The organism is Guggenheimella bovis, assembly GCF_054492335.1.
In genome coordinates this window covers 164,408-180,315 of the sequence record NZ_JBQWTF010000001.1, presented here as the reverse complement: position 1 = coordinate 180,315, position 15,908 = coordinate 164,408, and the positions used below count along the sequence as shown (strand labels likewise).

The 15,908-nt window shown below is 44.5% G+C and carries 17 protein-coding genes; all 17 read right to left on the bottom strand.

Features of this window, described 5'->3' with window-relative positions; translation table 11 throughout:
• Positions 1 to 33: 33 nt before the first annotated feature.
• Positions 34 to 1,110 carry a molybdopterin-binding protein gene (locus tag ACUB3H_RS00995; RefSeq protein WP_459128783.1) on the bottom strand — a complete coding sequence of 359 codons (1,077 nt, stop codon included), beginning with the start codon at positions 1,108 to 1,110 and terminating at the stop codon, positions 34 to 36.
• Entirely contained in the window at positions 1,107 to 1,637 is a 531-nt protein-coding gene (pgsA, locus tag ACUB3H_RS00990; RefSeq protein WP_459128782.1) for a CDP-diacylglycerol--glycerol-3-phosphate 3-phosphatidyltransferase, read from the bottom strand. Before pgsA ends, ACUB3H_RS00995 begins: the two co-directional genes overlap by 4 nt.
• On the bottom strand, positions 1,634 to 2,908 hold the full coding sequence (gene rimO / locus ACUB3H_RS00985) for a 30S ribosomal protein S12 methylthiotransferase RimO (RefSeq protein ID WP_459128781.1): 1,275 nt from the start codon (positions 2,906 to 2,908) through the stop codon (positions 1,634 to 1,636). Before rimO ends, pgsA begins: the two co-directional genes overlap by 4 nt.
• Positions 2,909 to 5,194, bottom strand: coding sequence for an FtsK/SpoIIIE family DNA translocase (locus ACUB3H_RS00980; RefSeq protein WP_459128780.1), 2,286 nt, complete (start codon positions 5,192 to 5,194; stop codon positions 2,909 to 2,911).
• A 6-nt stretch (positions 5,195 to 5,200) separates the two neighbouring features.
• Positions 5,201 to 5,638, bottom strand: coding sequence for a dUTP diphosphatase (gene dut, locus ACUB3H_RS00975; protein ID WP_459128779.1), 438 nt, complete (start codon positions 5,636 to 5,638; stop codon positions 5,201 to 5,203).
• Positions 5,616 to 7,997, bottom strand: coding sequence for a polyribonucleotide nucleotidyltransferase (gene pnp / locus ACUB3H_RS00970; RefSeq protein ID WP_459128778.1), 2,382 nt, complete (start codon positions 7,995 to 7,997; stop codon positions 5,616 to 5,618). Before pnp ends, dut begins: the two co-directional genes overlap by 23 nt.
• 53 nt (positions 7,998 to 8,050) lie before the next feature.
• On the bottom strand, positions 8,051 to 8,314 hold the full coding sequence (gene rpsO / locus ACUB3H_RS00965; RefSeq protein ID WP_459128777.1) for a 30S ribosomal protein S15: 264 nt from the start codon (positions 8,312 to 8,314) through the stop codon (positions 8,051 to 8,053).
• 114 nt (positions 8,315 to 8,428) lie between these two features.
• Positions 8,429 to 8,656, bottom strand: coding sequence for a glutaredoxin family protein (locus ACUB3H_RS00960; protein ID WP_459128776.1), 228 nt, complete (start codon positions 8,654 to 8,656; stop codon positions 8,429 to 8,431).
• Positions 8,656 to 9,102, bottom strand: coding sequence for a MarR family transcriptional regulator (locus ACUB3H_RS00955; protein WP_459128775.1), 447 nt, complete (start codon positions 9,100 to 9,102; stop codon positions 8,656 to 8,658). Before ACUB3H_RS00955 ends, ACUB3H_RS00960 begins: the two co-directional genes overlap by 1 nt.
• 9 nt (positions 9,103 to 9,111) lie before the next feature.
• Positions 9,112 to 9,996, bottom strand: coding sequence for a riboflavin biosynthesis protein RibF (gene ribF, locus ACUB3H_RS00950; protein ID WP_459128774.1), 885 nt, complete (start codon positions 9,994 to 9,996; stop codon positions 9,112 to 9,114).
• A complete protein-coding gene (gene truB, locus ACUB3H_RS00945) occupies positions 9,993 to 10,835 on the bottom strand; it encodes a tRNA pseudouridine(55) synthase TruB (RefSeq protein ID WP_459128773.1) in 843 nt (280 codons plus the stop codon). The genes ribF and truB overlap by 4 nt, the downstream gene beginning before the upstream one ends.
• Positions 10,819 to 11,748, bottom strand: a complete 930-nt coding sequence (locus ACUB3H_RS00940) for a DHH family phosphoesterase (RefSeq protein ID WP_459128772.1) — start codon at positions 11,746 to 11,748, stop codon at positions 10,819 to 10,821. The genes truB and ACUB3H_RS00940 overlap by 17 nt, the downstream gene beginning before the upstream one ends.
• Positions 11,741 to 12,094 (bottom strand): 30S ribosome-binding factor RbfA, encoded by a 354-nt coding sequence (rbfA, locus tag ACUB3H_RS00935; RefSeq protein WP_459128771.1) that lies wholly within the window; start codon positions 12,092 to 12,094, stop codon positions 11,741 to 11,743. The genes ACUB3H_RS00940 and rbfA overlap by 8 nt, the downstream gene beginning before the upstream one ends.
• On the bottom strand, positions 12,091 to 14,316 hold the full coding sequence (infB, locus tag ACUB3H_RS00930) for a translation initiation factor IF-2 (protein WP_459128770.1): 2,226 nt from the start codon (positions 14,314 to 14,316) through the stop codon (positions 12,091 to 12,093). The genes rbfA and infB overlap by 4 nt, the downstream gene beginning before the upstream one ends.
• Complete coding sequence (locus ACUB3H_RS00925) at positions 14,309 to 14,617, bottom strand: L7Ae/L30e/S12e/Gadd45 family ribosomal protein (RefSeq protein WP_459128769.1); 309 nt, start codon at positions 14,615 to 14,617, stop codon at positions 14,309 to 14,311. The genes infB and ACUB3H_RS00925 overlap by 8 nt, the downstream gene beginning before the upstream one ends.
• Entirely contained in the window at positions 14,610 to 14,876 is a 267-nt protein-coding gene (gene rnpM / locus ACUB3H_RS00920; RefSeq protein ID WP_459128768.1) for an RNase P modulator RnpM, read from the bottom strand. Before rnpM ends, ACUB3H_RS00925 begins: the two co-directional genes overlap by 8 nt.
• Entirely contained in the window at positions 14,863 to 15,906 is a 1,044-nt protein-coding gene (gene nusA, locus ACUB3H_RS00915) for a transcription termination factor NusA (RefSeq protein ID WP_459128767.1), read from the bottom strand. Before nusA ends, rnpM begins: the two co-directional genes overlap by 14 nt.
• Between the last annotated feature and the right edge of the window lie 2 nt (positions 15,907 to 15,908).

The following is a 15,908-nucleotide window of genomic DNA, read 5'->3' as shown; positions in this document are numbered from 1 at the left end:
CTTACCTCCTAACAGAACATACGTTCGCTTTTATTATACTTGATCCTCGTAGAATTGCAAGAGCTTTTCGCGGAGAAATTCGATGGCACCGCTTACCATGCGAAGACGGTTTCTCTCTCTCGACTTCGAGTTGTAGCGGATCGTTTCTTTAACCACTCCTCTAGGCGTCTTTAGCTCCATGTGAATGAGTCCGTGAAGCTCGGGATCCGTGTGCTCTGCATAACCCGTAACAGCTAATACGAGGTCACTTCCGTAGCGGCTTGCACTCTCTGCTAAGAGGTGACTCATCTCAGGACTAACGGTCGTGTAGCGCTCAACATCTAAGGGATCGATTCCTAAGATCTCTTCTTTGGCAAGAGCCATGTAAGGAGAGATATTTCCATAGACGACTTCGCTCGAACCAGAGACGGATGTGAGAGCAGAAGAAATCATGCCACAAGTGACAGACTCGACCGTGAGAATGGAAAGCTTTAGCTTCTTTAAAAGGTCGATTGTCGCCTCTTCGAGTGAACGTCCATCGTTATTTACGTAATTTGCTCCAAAGAGCGATCGCATAAGCTCATCATTGGGATGCTCCAAACAAACGGTGCAAACGCCACTACCTACATAAGTCGCAAAATCATCTTCTTTTAAGTGCTCGAGTAAGCGATCCTCGATGTACTTCTCATTGAGTCCAGCGATCTTGTAGTCGATGCGCTCTAGATTTCCCTTTTCAATTAGCGGTTCTAGTTCAGAGAGCATTCCCTCGCATTCATTGGGGGGACCTGGAACTAAAATAACATGCTTCTCACCATCGGTGTAGTGAACACCAGGTGCTATTCCACAATGGTTCTCAATCGATGTCTTTTTAAATCCAGGAAAATAGAGATCAAAGGCATGCTCTGTGAGGTCATCGTGTGTGGGTCCAAGACCGCCTGTGACAAAGATAATGTCACTTTTAATGAGATAATCGAGTGCACGGTGAATGTCTTCTACGCGGTCGTGTACGGCCACTTGCCTCTCGATTTCATGACCCATGCGTTTAAGATACGCGCCAATGGCATGCGTATTCGTATTAATGACTTTTCCAGTGAGTAGTTCCGTACCGACACTCAATACCGATAGCTTCATTTTTCCTCCAATACACTTTTGTTTTTGAGGATATATTCCGTTCCAGAGTAGAGCGTTAAAAGGAGAGTTAGTATGATGAGAACATTCGTCACCACGTGCTCCTTTTGACCCAGAATCTGAAGAATACTTAAACCAATGATCGTAAGGATCTGAAAAACGGTCTTTAGCTTACCGCTCTTACCTGCAGCAAGGACCACTTGCTTTCCAGCGGCAATAGCACGAAAGACGCTTATCATGAGCTCTCTTGCGATAATGACGAGTACGACGTAGATCGAAATCATGTCGAGCTTTGAAAAGATGACAAACGCTGTAATCGTAAGGAGCTTATCTGCTAAGGGATCCATGAACTTTCCAAAGTCTGTAATGAGGTTCATCTTTCTTGCGAGGTAGCCATCTAAAAAGTCGGTAAAGGAAGCCACGAGAAAGATGAGAAGAGCCCAGACGGGTTCTTTTAGCGTAAAAAGAACGACTGCATAAATAGGAACTAAAATCATTCGTAAAACGGTCAACTTATTTGGCGTATTCATAAGACTTCTCCTACTAAGTCGTGCTCGGTGTTCGAGGTGATCTTGACCTTCACAAAGCTTCCGACAGGAATATCGGGCTCGATACTAATAATGCCATCGACTTCAGGGGATTCAAAGGCACTCCTAGCGATTCCCGGTTCATCGACGAGGACGTCATAGATCTTACCTACCCGCTTTGAAAGGAGTTCTTCTGAGATGCTCTCTTGCTTTGTCATGAGAATATCTCTTCTTCTCTCCTTCGTCTCTTGGTCTACTTTTTCTGGAAGTTTACTACTTGCGCTTCCTTCTTCGTCCCAGTAAGTAAAAGTACCCAATCGATCAAAGGGATGCTCCTCGATGAATGTTAAGAGCTCGTGAAAATCTTCATCGGTTTCTGATGGAAAGCCCACGATAATGCTCGTTCGAATGGCCGATTCTTTAAAGTGACGACGGATCGATTGAAGAACCGATTCGATTGATTCTTTATCGGTATGTCTGTTCATAAGCTTAAGGATACGGTTCGATACATGCTGAATGGGAATGTCGAAGTAAGGAACAAATTTCTTGAGCTTTGAGAGCTCTTCGATGATCGTATCGTCTAACTTATCGGGATAGACGTACTCTAAGCGGATCCATTCGATCCCTTCAATCTGATCGAGTTCTTTAAGAAGTGTAATGAGGTTTGTTCCGATATCGAGCCCGTATCTTGAGGTATCCTGGGCGATCAAGATGAGTTCTTTAACGCCTAATCTTGAAAAAGCCTTTGCTTCTCGTACAATTTCATCTACTGCGCGAGATCTAAACGTCCCTCTTAGTTTTGGAATCAAGCAGTAGCTACAGTGATTGTCACAGCCCTCTGCAATCTTTAAAAAAGCACTGTGCTTTGTTGGTAGAAAAGGCAACAGTTGAACTTTCTCTTCGTGATCGCGAGCTTCATAACCCGTTTTCTTCTTGCCTTCTAGAAAATCGACGACGCCTTCTAAGTACCCTGTACCTAAAAAGGCATCGACTTCAGGAAGTTCACGTTCTAGCTCTTCTTTATAGCGCTCTGCCATGCATCCCATGACGACGAGACGCTTACATTTTTCTTGTTTGTATTCACTCAGTTCTAAGATTCGATCGATTCCTTCTCGAACGGCTGGTTCGATGAAACCACACGTGTTTAAGAGAATGAGCTCTGCTTCATTCTCCTGAACAAAGTGATAGCCCTTCTTTTCAAGAAGGGCTCGAATGCGATCGGAATCGACTTGGTTTTTGGAACAACCTAAAGTATCCATGTAAATGGTTTTCATCTATTCCTCCGTATCGAACGAATCAACTAAGACATCGCGAGACTTGGAACCTTGTGGAGGTCCAACGATACCTCGCTCTTCCATCATGTCGATGAGCCTTCCGGCTCTCGAATAGCCGATTCGAAATTTTCTTTGTAGCATGCTCGCTGAGGCATTTCGCATCTCGATGACGAGCTGAATGGCATCCTCTAAAAGTTCGTCTTCAAATTCATCTTGTTCTTCTTTGGCGACGGCTTTCGTGAGGATCTCTTCGTTGTAATTTGTCTCCATTCCCTGATTTTTAATGAAATCGACAATGGCCTCTGTCTCATCCGAGCTAATAAAGGCTCCTTGAACACGTCGTGGTCGGTTGGCTCCGATCGGAAGATAGAGCATATCTCCTTTACCGAGTAACTTTTCTGCTCCTACGGAGTCTAGAATCGTTCGTGAATCGATACCGCTAGAAACGGCAAAGGCGATACGAGATGGAATGTTCGCTTTAATGAGACCTGTGATGACATCGACCGAAGGACGCTGAGTTGCTACGATCAAGTGGATACCTGCAGCACGACCCATTTGAGCAATTCGAGTGATGGCATCTTCCACCTGGTTTGGTGCGACCATCATGAGGTCACTCAACTCGTCGATAATGATGACGATGCGTGGAAGCTTTTCTTCTGGGAACTTCTGATTGAAGCTATCTAAATCCTTACATCCCGTTTCACCAAACGACTCATAGCGCTTGGTCATTTCATTGACACCCCAACCGAGGGCAATGGCAGCCTTCTTAGGGTCTGTGACGACAGGCAGAATGAGATGTGGAATGCCATTATAGGTATTGAGCTCTACGACCTTGGGGTCGATCATTAAGAGCTTCACTTCATCAGGGGTTGCATTGTAGAGAATCGATGTGATGATCGTATTTACACAGACGCTCTTACCAGAGCCCGTCGTACCTGCGATGAGTAAGTGCGGCATTTTACTTAAGTCTACGACGACGCTCTTACCACTCACGTCCTTACCGAGACCGAATTTTAAGATGCTACTATTCGTCTGGAATTCTTCACTCGCTAGGATATCTCGAATGACGACCATGACATTTTCATTATTCGGAACTTCGATACCTACGGCAACTTTACCCGGTACCGGTGCGACACGCACTTGACTTACAGCGAGGTTTAGTGCGAGGTCATCGCTAAGACCTACGACCTTAGAAATCTTCGTTCCCGGTTCGAGTTCAATCTCATAGCGGTTAATGATGGGGCCTCGCGTGATCTCTACGACCTTCGCATGAACGCCGAAGTTTTCTAAGATGGTTTCAAGCCGTTTGGCCTTTTCCATGATGATCTGACGTGCTTTTTCACGGTCTTCTGTTGGTTGTTTTCCTACATTTAAGAGGTTTAAAGAAGGCTTCTTGTACTCTTCTACCTTCTCTTTTAAGCCCTCTTCAATTTCACCTTCAACCTCTTTTTTCTCTTCTTCCGTCGGTTCTGGAACCTTTTCTACGACGGGATCTTTGATGACTGGTAAAGGCTTTTCAGTGGGCACTTCTTTCTTAACCTTAGGCTTTTCCTTTTTAACAGGTTTCTCTTTCGGTTCATCTGGAACGAGGAACTGATCGTAGTTTTGTCCTTCAAAGGTATGATTACGAATCTTTGGTTCTTTATATGGCTCTCGTTGAACGACTTCTACAGCTTCTGCGGCTTCTTTCTTTCGCTTCTCCTGATTCTTTTCATGGACCCTTTGGACATTTTCTTTGATGTCACCAAAGGTGATTCCTGTGAAGAAGTAGAAGCATAATAGAACGAATAGACTAAAGAGAATGGCGATTCCCGTAGGACCCATCATTCGACCTAAGTAGTAGATGATGAGATTTCCTAAAGCACCGCTCGTTTCAAAGGTCTGTCCCGACTGATAAGAAGCGAGAAAGAGCGATGAATCACTCGTGGGCTTAAAGTTTGTAAAGAGCGTATGAATCTGTTCGTAGTGAATGAGTCCTGATAGAAAGAGCGAACTCAGGTAGAACATGACGACGCCTAGAATGCGCTTGATGCGCTTGAACTTAAAGTTTGGATTGATGCTAAAGAGGATCAATAAAAAGAGAATCCAGGGCATGAAAAAGCCCGTGAAGCCATTTAATCCAAAGGAGACCTCACGTAAGACTTTTCCTAGTAAACCACCTAGGTTAAAGTAGATACTTAAGATGTAAAATACGGTAAAAGCAAGAAGCAGTAGAAGCTTTAGTTCATAAGGAATATGAACGCTCTTCGTTTCTACTGGCTTCTTAGTATTTTGACGTTTTGCCATGAATTCCTACTTTGTAAAACCTGTTGACCCAAATCCCCCACTTGCTCTCTCTGTTTCATCAAGCGTTTGAACCTCAATGATTTCAGCCTGTACGATAGGACTCAAGACGAGCTGTGCAATGCGATCACCATTGGAGATCGTATACTCTTCGTTACTTAAGTTTACGAGACCCACTTTGATCTCGCCGCGATAATCGCTATCGATCGTTCCGACAGCATTAATGAGGGTAATTCCGTGTTTTACAGAAAGACCACTTCTCGCACGAATTTGTCCTTCGTAGCCTACGGGGATTTCTAAGTAGAGTCCCGTCTCTACGAGTCGTCGTTCGAGTGGCTTAAGAGTAATGGGTTCATTAATATAAGCATGTAAATCCAAGCCGGCAGCACCTTCTGTTTGGTATGCCGGCATTGGATTATTGGATTTATTGATGACTTTCAGAATCATTTTGGGCCTCTTGAAGGAGTGCTTTTCTGGAGACGCCGATCTTATCCTCTTCGATATGAAGAACCTTTACGACGATTTCGTCGCCAACTTTGAATTCATCTTCGACGCGGTTTAAGCGCTTCATGGTGAGTTCAGAAATGTGGCAGAGTGCTTCTACGCCTTCTGAAAGCTCTACAAAAGCACCGAACTTCGCGATGCGGAGGATCTTAGCGGTGAAGATGTCTCCTACTTTAATGTTTTCCATAAGCTTTAAGCGATCCTTCTTGATATCGTCTTCGAGAAGAACCTTTCTTGAAGCTTTGATTTTACCTTCATCATCGATGCCGATGATCTTCACTTGAATGACGTCACCTTCATTAAACTCATCTTCGACCTTTTCTAAGCGACCATGTGTGAGTTCAGAGATGTGAACGAGTGCTTCGTGGTGATCATCGAGTGCGACAAAGGCACCGAATTTTGCAATGCGAACGATTTTAGCATCGTAGATTTCACCGACTTCAACGTCTTTTACGATGGCTTCAATTTGCTTTTTCGCATTCTCTCCGCCTTCAGCGTCTACTGAATAGATGAGGACCTTTCCGTCATCTGTAATTTCGATTTCTACGTTGTTATCAGCGGTGATCTTTTGAATGACCTTACCGCCCGTTCCAATGACCTCACGAATCTTATCAGGATGAATCCACATGAGGATGACTCGTGGAGCGTATGGTGAGAGTTCGTTCGGTTCACTGATGGCTTCACTCATCTTTGACAAGATGTGCATACGCCCGTCGTGAGCTTGCTTTAATGCTCTTTCAAGGATCGTGCGGTCGATACCTGCGATCTTAATATCCATTTGAATGGCTGTAACGCCGTCCTTGGTTCCAGCGACCTTAAAGTCCATGTCACCAAGGAAGTCCTCGATGCCTTGAATGTCGGAGAGGATCTCTACGCGCTCGTCTTCTTTAATGAGACCCATAGCGATACCAGCGACAGGAGCCTTGATCGGTACACCGGCATCCATAAGACTCATGGAGCCTGCGCAGATGGAAGCCTGGCTTGTAGAACCGTTGGAGCTTAGAATTTCACTTACGATACGAATGGTATAAGGGAATTCCTCTTCCGATGGAATAACAGCTAAGAGAGCTTTTTCACCGAGTGCACCGTGACCGATGGCACGACGGTTTGGTCCTCTCATAGGACCTGTCTCACCTACTGATAGTGGTGGGAAGTTGTAGTGAAGCATGAAGCGCTTGGTCTCTGCTTCTTCGATGCCGTCGAGACGCTGTGCGTCGCGAAGTGCGCCGATAGTTGTTAGAGATAGAGCACTCGTAAGTCCTCTTACGAAGTAGCCAGAGCCGTGAGTACGACGGATGAGACCAACCTCTGTAGAGATGGGACGAATTTCTGTCGCTTTACGTCCATCGGGACGGCGGCCTTCGGTCATGATCATCTTACGCATGGATTCTTTTTCTAAAGACTTCCAGGTAGCATTGATGTCATTGATCTTTTCTTCGAGATTTTCGTACTTTTCTTGGTACTCTTCAAAGATGCGCTCTTGAAGTGCATCGAGTTGATTTTGACGATCTTCTTTATCGGTCGTCGTGTGTAGAATATGATCGATTTCATTGTACGCACGATCTCTGAAGAAGCTTTCCATCTCTTGATCCTTCTCAGGAGCGACAAATGGGATCTTAACAATTCCTAGATCTGCGACAATTTCATCGATGAATTGGATGATTTCTTTGATTTCTTCATGACCCTTAAGGATCGCTTCTAATACGACGTCTTCAGGTAAGATGTTGACTTGAGCTTCAACCATCATGACAGCATCTTTTGTACCAGCTACCGTTAGGTTTAAGCTGCTCTTTTCCATTTGACTTTCCGATGGGTTTACGACAAATTCGTTGTCGATATAACCCATTTGAACGGCACCAATCGGTCCTTCAAAAGGAATCTTTTCTGAGATGCTAAGTGCAATCGATGCACCGATAATCGCTGTGATTTCTGGTGATACCTCGTGGTCGATACTTAGGACTTGAGCAACGATTTGTACTTCGTTGTGGTAGTCCTTTGGAAATAGTGGACGGATCGGACGGTCCATAAGTCTTGAAGCGAGCGTTGCTTTTTCTGTGGGACGTCCTTCGCGCTTTAAGTAGCCTCCGGGGATTCTTCCTACGGAATAGAGCTTTTCTTGGAATTCACAGCTCAATGGGAAGAAATCGATTCCCTCTCTTGGGTCTGCACTCACGACACTGACGAGTACTTGCGTATCGGCATATGTAACGAGTACGGTAGCATCGGTTAATGTTGCAAACTTACCTACGACAATTTCCAGATCACGCCCTGCGATCTGTTTTAGGAAAACTTTTTCCTGCATACTTCCTCCTAAAGGGTAAAGAATCTATAAAAAAAGGTGGGAACTCTCCCACCTTATTTACGTAGACCTAATCTTTCAATGAGCGAGCGGTATCTTTCGATATCTTGTTCTCTCACATAGTTTAAAAGGTTGCGTCTTCTACCAACCATCTTCAATAGCCCGCGGCGTGAATGGTGGTCTTTTACATGCACCTTGAGATGCTCATTTAATTCGTTGATGCGAAAAGATAGTACTGCAATTTGCACTTCTGCAGAACCGTTATCGCCTTCATGGGTCTGGTAGTTAGAGATGATTTCTCTTTTTTGTTCTTTTGTCATTTATTTCTCCTTGAGTTTTGATTACACTTTATGCTAAGTGAACGTTCGGAGATAACGATTCACTGAGCAAAAGTACTTAGTTATTCTATCATAAAAAATGCTAGAAGTAAATTGTTAATTGTTTTTGAGCCAAGAAAGAATGTCTTTCGATTCATAGAGTGGCTTGCCATCGATAAAGAGACAAGGCACCTGATCTTCCCCACCTTCCGTTAGGAGTCTCTTATAAGCCTCTGGATCACTCGTAATATCGTAGATCTCGATGGGCTCATGAAAATCCTTTGCAGGACGTAAGACGCGCTTACAGAAGGGACAGGTTGGCATAATAAAGAGTTCTAATTTCATTAGCGTACGAGCTTCGATACAAAGTTCTCCATGTACTCGATGTTGTCATAGAGACGTTGCATGCTTCTTTCGTCAGTATTGATGCCTCTTGATTTGACGACTTCAATGATCCTCTCTGTCATTCTTGTGATGTAGTTTACACCTTCATCGGTGAGATGAACGAGAACGACACGACGGTTATTGGGGTTATAAGAACGTTGGATCATTCCTTTTTGTACGAGGACGTCTACGATTTTTGTAAGTTGTTGGTTGGATACACCTACACCTTGAGCAAGTTGTGTCATGTTCATTTGACCGCGTTCGTTTAAAACGCTCATCGCATAGAGTTGCTTACGGCTAATCGTGAACTCTCTCGTTACTTCTGGGGCAAAGATTGCCTTCTTCATGAGTGAAGTAAGATTCAAAAAGCGTTTGAAGAGTTCGATTTCATTGATTTGTTTTGACATAATGTTCTCCTATCCTTTGATGTTGAAATACTTTTTGACCTGAGTGACATCTGACTGAATTTGTTTTGAAAGATCGGAAAGATCTTCAAAGCGCATCTCATCTCTTAGAAATTCCAAGAATTCGACTCGAATGACGTTTCCGTACATGTCGGAATCGAAATCTAGTAGGTGCGTTTCTAACGTAAAGGGTTTGTCGGAAAAGCTGGGATTAAATCCGATGTTGGTCACACTCGGATAACTCTTTCCTTCAACTATCGTTCTCGTTACGTAGACACCGCGTCGAATCGTATGAAAGGAATTCGACACACGCACATTCATGGTTGGAAAGCCTAAGACGTTTTTTCCACGTTTACGGCCATGCTCCACCTCTCCTTCGTATGAGAGAGGTCTTCCTAGGAGATGGTTTGCGGTCTTTAGATCGCCATTTGAGAGTAAACGTCGAATTCGAGTACTCGAAATGACCTCATCGAGGTAGTAAACAGGCTCTACGAGTTTACGTTCAATGGTTTGAATGTGCTCGGAGTGCTCATTACCAAAGCGGAAATCATATCCGACGATGATGAGTTCAATGGAGATCGAAAGGTAGTCTAGAAACTCCTTTTCACTCATATTTCGAATGAAATCATTAAATGGAAGTGCCAACACGTCGACACCCATCTCGTCGATGAGTCTCAGTTTGTCTTCGACAGAGATGACGTCGTTTTCGGGTTCGTGCTTGATAAAGGACTTCGGATTATTCGTAAAGGTAACGACGAGTGCACGTAGCCCTCTAGCTTTCGCTTCTTCTATAAGGGTTGATAAAACCTTTTGATGACCTAGATGGACGCCATCAAAGGTGCCAATCGTAATGGCATAGGCGCCTTTTTGGAGTTCATTTGGAGTATGGACGATCATGGATACATCCTTTCTCTTACATAGGTCGAACCTTTTCTAATTGCTGTACCGACAAAAGTTCCATTACACATAAGTATTATCCGATTTGATGTCAAAGTTGTGTCAATATGAATTTGCTTACCTTGATAAAGTTCTTTTAATGTATCTTCCTGAATACTCCATCTCTCAAGAGGTACACCATCGTCGACAGGTTTTAAACTATTCACAGATAGTGCGTCTAAGGAGATGGTATCCTTTAGTGAAATGGAATCGTTTTCTGTACGAATGAGTTCGCTCATGACAGCCGTTTGATCGAGCTTTGCTGCAATGTCTACGACTAAGGAACGAATATAGGTTCCCTTTGAGCAGCGCGTGCGAAATTGGATATTCTCTCCATCGAACTTCAATAGTTCCATTTCAGAGATCCAGATTTCACGCTCTTTGCGCTCGAGTTCAATCCCCTGCCTTGCATATTCATACAAAGGACGTCCATTTCGCTTGAGTGCAGAGTACATAGGAGGTACCTGTTCAGATTTACCCAAAAATGACTGTAATATAACGTTAACTGTTTGTTCAGAAACGTCTTTTCTACTTGTTTGTTTTACATCGCCCCAAATATCGTAGGTATCGCTTTCAAGACCTAATTTCATAGTCGCGATATATTCCTTGGAATCGCTCTTTAAAATGTCGATAAATTTAGTGGCAGAACGACCGACATATACGTTTAAGACGCCACTTGCGTTAGGATCGAGTGTTCCGGAATGACCGACGTGACGTTCATTAAAGACACGCCTTACGCGGTTTACGACATCATGTGAGGTTAGGCCCATGGGCTTATGAATATCAACACGACCGTACATGGAGCACGTTTTCTATGGCCTTTAGGATATGTTCCTCTTGGCCCTTCATGTCGCTGATTCCGGCAGCTCTTTTGTGGCCACCGCCGTTAAATGTTGTTGCAATTTGACTGACGTCGACGTAGTTTTTAGAGCGCAAGGAAGCCTTGCGCTTTCCTTCTTTGTCGTAGAATAGGACGCTCACTTCAATGCCTTCAAGGTCTCTTAGGAGTTCTACGATGTCGTCAGTATCATTTGATCCTAGTTTCTTTTGAGCCTCTTCATCGAGGAGAGCAAAGATCATCTCCCCTCTTCTTGTCGCATGCTCAATGGCATACGCTTCGAGGCGCATCTTTTCAAGCTTTCTTTCAGAATAGAGCTTCTTGTGGATCCAGGCCGTATCGACACCACTTGCTTTGAGTTCATAAGCCATCTTAAAGGCTTCGAGTCTCGCACTTTCGTAGAAGAGGCGATTCGTATCGGTCGTAAGGCCAATATAGAGCGATGTCCTAGCTCTTTCATTGAGTTCAATCTTAAGTTCTGAAAAGATCTCGTAGAGCACTTCACACGTACTCGAGGCTTCTGCGTCGACGAAATTTAAGTCGCCAAAAGCGAGGTTCGTCAAGTGGTGATCGATCACGATGGTAAAGATTCCGTCTTGAAGTCTACCTTCGACGCGATCTTTTGAAGAACTATCGACGACGAGATAGAGATCGACAGGTGTATCAATGAGATCCTCTTTTTTAAAGTAGAAGCATAAGTTATCAGGGATGTCTCCTTCGATATCGATATCGACTTCTTTTCCTAAAGCTTTTAGGACTTCAAAGCACGCAAAGCTAGAGCCTAGCGTATCGCCATCCGGATGCTTATGAGGAAGAATTCGAATGTGCTTGGCTCTTAGGAGCGCTTCGTGCATCGCTTCGATCGTCTTATTCATTCTGATTGATCTTTCTAAGAAGTGCGTCCATTTCGAGTCCCTTTTCGATGGAATCGTCGTAGACGAACTTCGGTTCAGGCGTATTAAAGACCTTGAGCTCATCGCCTATGGCCTTACGAAAGACACCTTTAGCACGATTTAGTATGTCGACCATTTCGGATCGGTCGACGATATTTTTATCGATCGCAGAAACGTAAATGATAGCCGTCTTTAGATCGGCCTTTACGTCAACGGAGGTAATGGAGATGATCTGAGGAAGACGTGGGTCTTTGAGCTCGTTTAAAATCACACTACTTACTATGCGTTTGATTTCTTCTGCGATTTTTCTGAGTCTCGTATCTTTCATTCCTCGAGTGACCTCTCAATTTCTTTAATTAAGAAGGTTTCAATGATGTCGCCTTCTTTAATGTCATTGTAGTTCTTTAAGCCGATACCGCATTCAAAGCCTGTAGCCACTTGCTTGACGTCGTCTTTGAAGCGCTTTAAGCTACTGACTTCACCTTCGTAGATGACGATGCCATCACGAACGAGACGAACGCGTGAGGTTCTAGAGATCTTACCGCGTTGAACGTAACCACCGGCAATCGTTCCGACGCCAGGTACACGGAAGGTCTCACGGACTTCGATGTTACCTTCGACTTCTTCTCTCTCTTCTGGATCGAGCATGCCGCTAAGTGCGTCACGGACGTCATTAATGATGTCGTAGATGATGCGGTAGGTGCGTATTTCGACGTGTTCGCGTTCTGCGATATTTTGAATGTTGTTATTAGGACGGACGTTAAATCCTAGGATGATCGCATGAGAAGCCGTTGCTAAGAGAATGTCAGCTTCTGTAATCGCTCCGACATCGGCACGAATGAGATTGACTTGAACTTCATCCGTTCCAATTTTTTCGAGCGACTGTTTGATGGCTTCAACCGATCCGTGTACGTCAGCTCTTAAGATGAGGTTTAATTCCTTGGCTTCGACAGAATCGTCCTCAAAGAGGTTATCGAGTGATGCGACCTTCTTCGGTGTTTGAAGCTTTTGTTCACGTTCCTTTTGTTGGTTTGCTTCAGCAAAGGCACGTGCCGTCTGATCGTCTGCTACGACGTAGATCTTTTCACCGGCTTGCGGAACGTTATTGAGTCCTGTAATTTCATAAGCAGAAGATGGTCCTGCGACCTTTAAGCGCTTACCTTTATCGTTTGTCATGGTACGAACGCGACCAGAAGAGGAACCAGCGAAGACGTTATCTCCAACCTTCATCGTTCCTTTTTCAAGAAGTACGGTTGCGACGATACCCATTTGTTTATCGACGTTGGCTTCGATGATCGTTCCGACGCCAGGACGTTTGGGGTTCGCTTTTAATTCGAGGACTTCTGCAACGAGAAGAATCATCTCGAGTAAGTTTTCGATACCATCTCCGGTAAGTGCAGAAACTTCACAGCAGATGACATCACCACCCCAGTCTTCAACGACGAGGCCGTGCTCTGTGAGTTCTTGCTTGACGCGGTTGGGGTTGGCATCGGGCTTATCCATTTTATTGATGGCAACGATGATCGGAACATCGGCCGCTTTCGCGTGATGGATCGCTTCAACGGTCTGTGGCATGACGCCGTCATCGCTTGCAACGACTAGGACTGCAATATCTGTAACTTGTGCACCTCTGGCACGAAGGGTCGTAAAGGCCTCGTGACCAGGTGTATCTAAGAAGACAATTTTCTTTCCTTGAATGGCAACTTCAGAAGCACCGATATGTTGTGTGATACCACCGGCCTCGCGCTTTGTTACGCTTGTACGACGAATGGCATCGAGAATCGACGTCTTACCGTGGTCTACGTGACCCATGACGGTGACGATCGGAGCTCTTTCTACGAGATCCTCTTCTTTATCTTCAAAGTCAAATTGCTCTTCTTCAATTTCCTTTAGCGTCTGACGGCGTTCGAGATGAATGTCGTATTCGCTCGCTAAAAGCTCGGCCTCATCAAAGCTAATGGTCGAGTTAATTGTATACATTTCGCCTAGTTCCATAAACTTCATGATGAGTTCACTTACTGGCTTATGGAGTGTCTCAGCGAGGTTACCAAGTGTAATAGACTCGTCAATTTCTACCGTTTGATTGGTTAGATCGACCGTATCATCCTTGGTCTTTTTATACTGAGCACGTGTGCCGCGTTTCTTCTTTCGGAAACTCTTGCGCTCTGACTTTGGAAGATTATCTTCAATGGCAAGCTCTTCTTCAAAACGAGATTTTTGTGGTTTACTCTTTCGACTGACGACGCGAGGCGCTTTGGGAGCAGACTTCTTCTCTTCCCCTTCTTCCTCCGCTTCTACGTCGTCTACTTCTTCGATAGCAGTAGGCTTTTTCTCAGTCTTTACCGGCACTTCTTTTTTCTCCTCTTTTACAGGCTCTTCTGTCTCTTTACGGTTGGGATTGATAAAATCCATAAATTTGTTGTAATCCTCTTCCGTGAGCACACTCATATGGTTATTGACTTCGACACCGATCTTTGAGAGCTTTGCGATCAAGTTCTTTGAAGTCATTTTGTATTCTTTCGCTAATTCATAAACGCGTATTTTAGTCATTCAAGACCTCCTCATTAATTTTCTCCAATAAGGCCGCGGCAAATTTTTTGTCCGTCACACAGAGGACAACGGTGCGTTTCGATCCGATGGCACTGGAGAGTTCGAAGGAAGAAAAACGTTCAATGACAGGAATCTCTTGACTCTGATTTAATATGGCTCGCCTCGAGTTATCAGATGCGTCACTCGCTAAAAGGATCAAATGGGCACGTTTTCTCTTGATCTTTTCCGTGACGTTGTCGTAACCAAAAACGACACATTGGGCTTTTCTTGCGATACCTAAAAATCCGAGTACTTTATTCATTCAGACCTCTTTTGATGGTCTCGATGATTTCATCCGATAGCGTTACTTCTAACGCTCGTTCAATGGCTTTTCTCTTAAGAGCCTTCTCAAAGCACTCTACGTTCTTACACAGGTAGGCACCTCTGCCATTCTGCTTTCCCGTAAGGTCTAAGAAGACTTCTCCTTCTTTATTTCTGACAACTCGTATGAGCTGACGCTTTTCAAATGATTCGTTGCAACCGACGCATTTTCGCATCGGAATCTTTTTAGGCTTGTTCATTTTCTTGAACCTGTGACTCACTGAAGATGTCGATCTTGACGCCTGTTAATTTAGCAGCCAATCGAGCATTTTGTCCTTCTTTACCGATCGCAAGGGAAAGCTGGAAGTCGGGTACAATGACGCGAGCTGATTTCTCTTCGATCATGGTGACACTCGTTACTTTGGCAGGTGAAAGGGCATTTTCAATGTATTTTTGAACATCTTCTGTGTATTCGATGATATCGATCTTTTCCCCTGATAGCTCATCGACGATGTTATTTACGCGCTGACCTTTCGGTCCGATGCAGCTACCGATGGGATCAACGTCAGGGTGATTGGCAGCGATCGCAATCTTTGTTCTTGATCCTGCTTCTCTTGCGATGCTCTTAATGAGTACATCCCCTTCCATGATTTCTGGAACCTCGAGTTCAAAGAGTCTACGGACGAGTCCGGGATGCGTCCTTGAAACGATGAGTTGTGGTGCTTTCGAGGTCTGCTTGACTTCTGCGAGATAGAGCTTCATGCGCTCTCCTACGCGGTAGCGTTCTCCACGAACTTGTTCTTTAGGAGGAAGGAGTGCTTCGGCTTTTCCGAGATTAAAGTAGACGACGTTATTAGAAATTCGTTGAATGAGTCCTGTTACGAGCTCATTTTCATGGTTTTTAAATTCGTCGTAGACGCTCGAGCGTTCGGCTTCACGGATGCGCTGAACGACGACTTGCTTTGCGGCTAAGGCACTGATACGTCCAAAGTCCTTTGGCATCTCTTCGATCTCTACGACATCACCGACGTTGTAGGTTTTATCGATTTCCCTTGCGTCCTCAAGACTCATTTCAAATTCATCGTTCTCTACTTCTTCGACGACGTTAAAGAGCGAGTAGACGTGAATTTCACCCGTCTCACGGTCGATCGTGACGCGAGGTTGACGATTTTGAGTGAAGTTTTTCTTAAGAGCCGTGACGAGCGCAGCCTGAATCGATTCAAATAGGATGTCTTCCGAGAGATCCTTTTCTTTTGCGATCTCTTTTATCGCTTGTACAATGTTTTCCATCA

Bases quoted from the DNA above. Each gene is read 5' to 3' on its own strand.
- rimO (WP_459128781.1), bottom strand. From the start codon at position 2,908: ATGAAAACCATTTACATGGATACTTTAGGTTGTTCCAAAAACCAAGTC.
- ribF (WP_459128774.1), bottom strand. From the start codon at position 9,996: ATGATCGTCCATACTCCAAATGAACTCCAAAAAGGCGCCTATGCCATT.
- ACUB3H_RS00980 (WP_459128780.1), bottom strand. From the start codon at position 5,194: ATGGCAAAACGTCAAAATACTAAGAAGCCAGTAGAAACGAAGAGCGTT.
- dut (WP_459128779.1), bottom strand. From the start codon at position 5,638: ATGATTCTGAAAGTCATCAATAAATCCAATAATCCAATGCCGGCATAC.
- ACUB3H_RS00955 (WP_459128775.1), bottom strand. From the start codon at position 9,102: ATGTCAAAACAAATCAATGAAATCGAACTCTTCAAACGCTTTTTGAAT.
- ACUB3H_RS00960 (WP_459128776.1), bottom strand. From the start codon at position 8,656: ATGAAATTAGAACTCTTTATTATGCCAACCTGTCCCTTCTGTAAGCGC.
- pgsA (WP_459128782.1), bottom strand. From the start codon at position 1,637: ATGAATACGCCAAATAAGTTGACCGTTTTACGAATGATTTTAGTTCCT.
- rnpM (WP_459128768.1), bottom strand. From the start codon at position 14,876: ATGAACAAGCCTAAAAAGATTCCGATGCGAAAATGCGTCGGTTGCAAC.
- rbfA (WP_459128771.1), bottom strand. From the start codon at position 12,094: ATGAAAGATACGAGACTCAGAAAAATCGCAGAAGAAATCAAACGCATA.
- ACUB3H_RS00995 (WP_459128783.1), bottom strand. From the start codon at position 1,110: ATGAAGCTATCGGTATTGAGTGTCGGTACGGAACTACTCACTGGAAAA.
- truB (WP_459128773.1), bottom strand. From the start codon at position 10,835: ATGTACGGTCGTGTTGATATTCATAAGCCCATGGGCCTAACCTCACAT.
- ACUB3H_RS00925 (WP_459128769.1), bottom strand. From the start codon at position 14,617: ATGAATAAAGTACTCGGATTTTTAGGTATCGCAAGAAAAGCCCAATGT.
- infB (WP_459128770.1), bottom strand. From the start codon at position 14,316: ATGACTAAAATACGCGTTTATGAATTAGCGAAAGAATACAAAATGACT.
- rpsO (WP_459128777.1), bottom strand. From the start codon at position 8,314: ATGACAAAAGAACAAAAAAGAGAAATCATCTCTAACTACCAGACCCAT.
- ACUB3H_RS00940 (WP_459128772.1), bottom strand. From the start codon at position 11,748: ATGAATAAGACGATCGAAGCGATGCACGAAGCGCTCCTAAGAGCCAAG.
- pnp (WP_459128778.1), bottom strand. From the start codon at position 7,997: ATGCAGGAAAAAGTTTTCCTAAAACAGATCGCAGGGCGTGATCTGGAA.
- nusA (WP_459128767.1), bottom strand. From the start codon at position 15,906: ATGGAAAACATTGTACAAGCGATAAAAGAGATCGCAAAAGAAAAGGAT.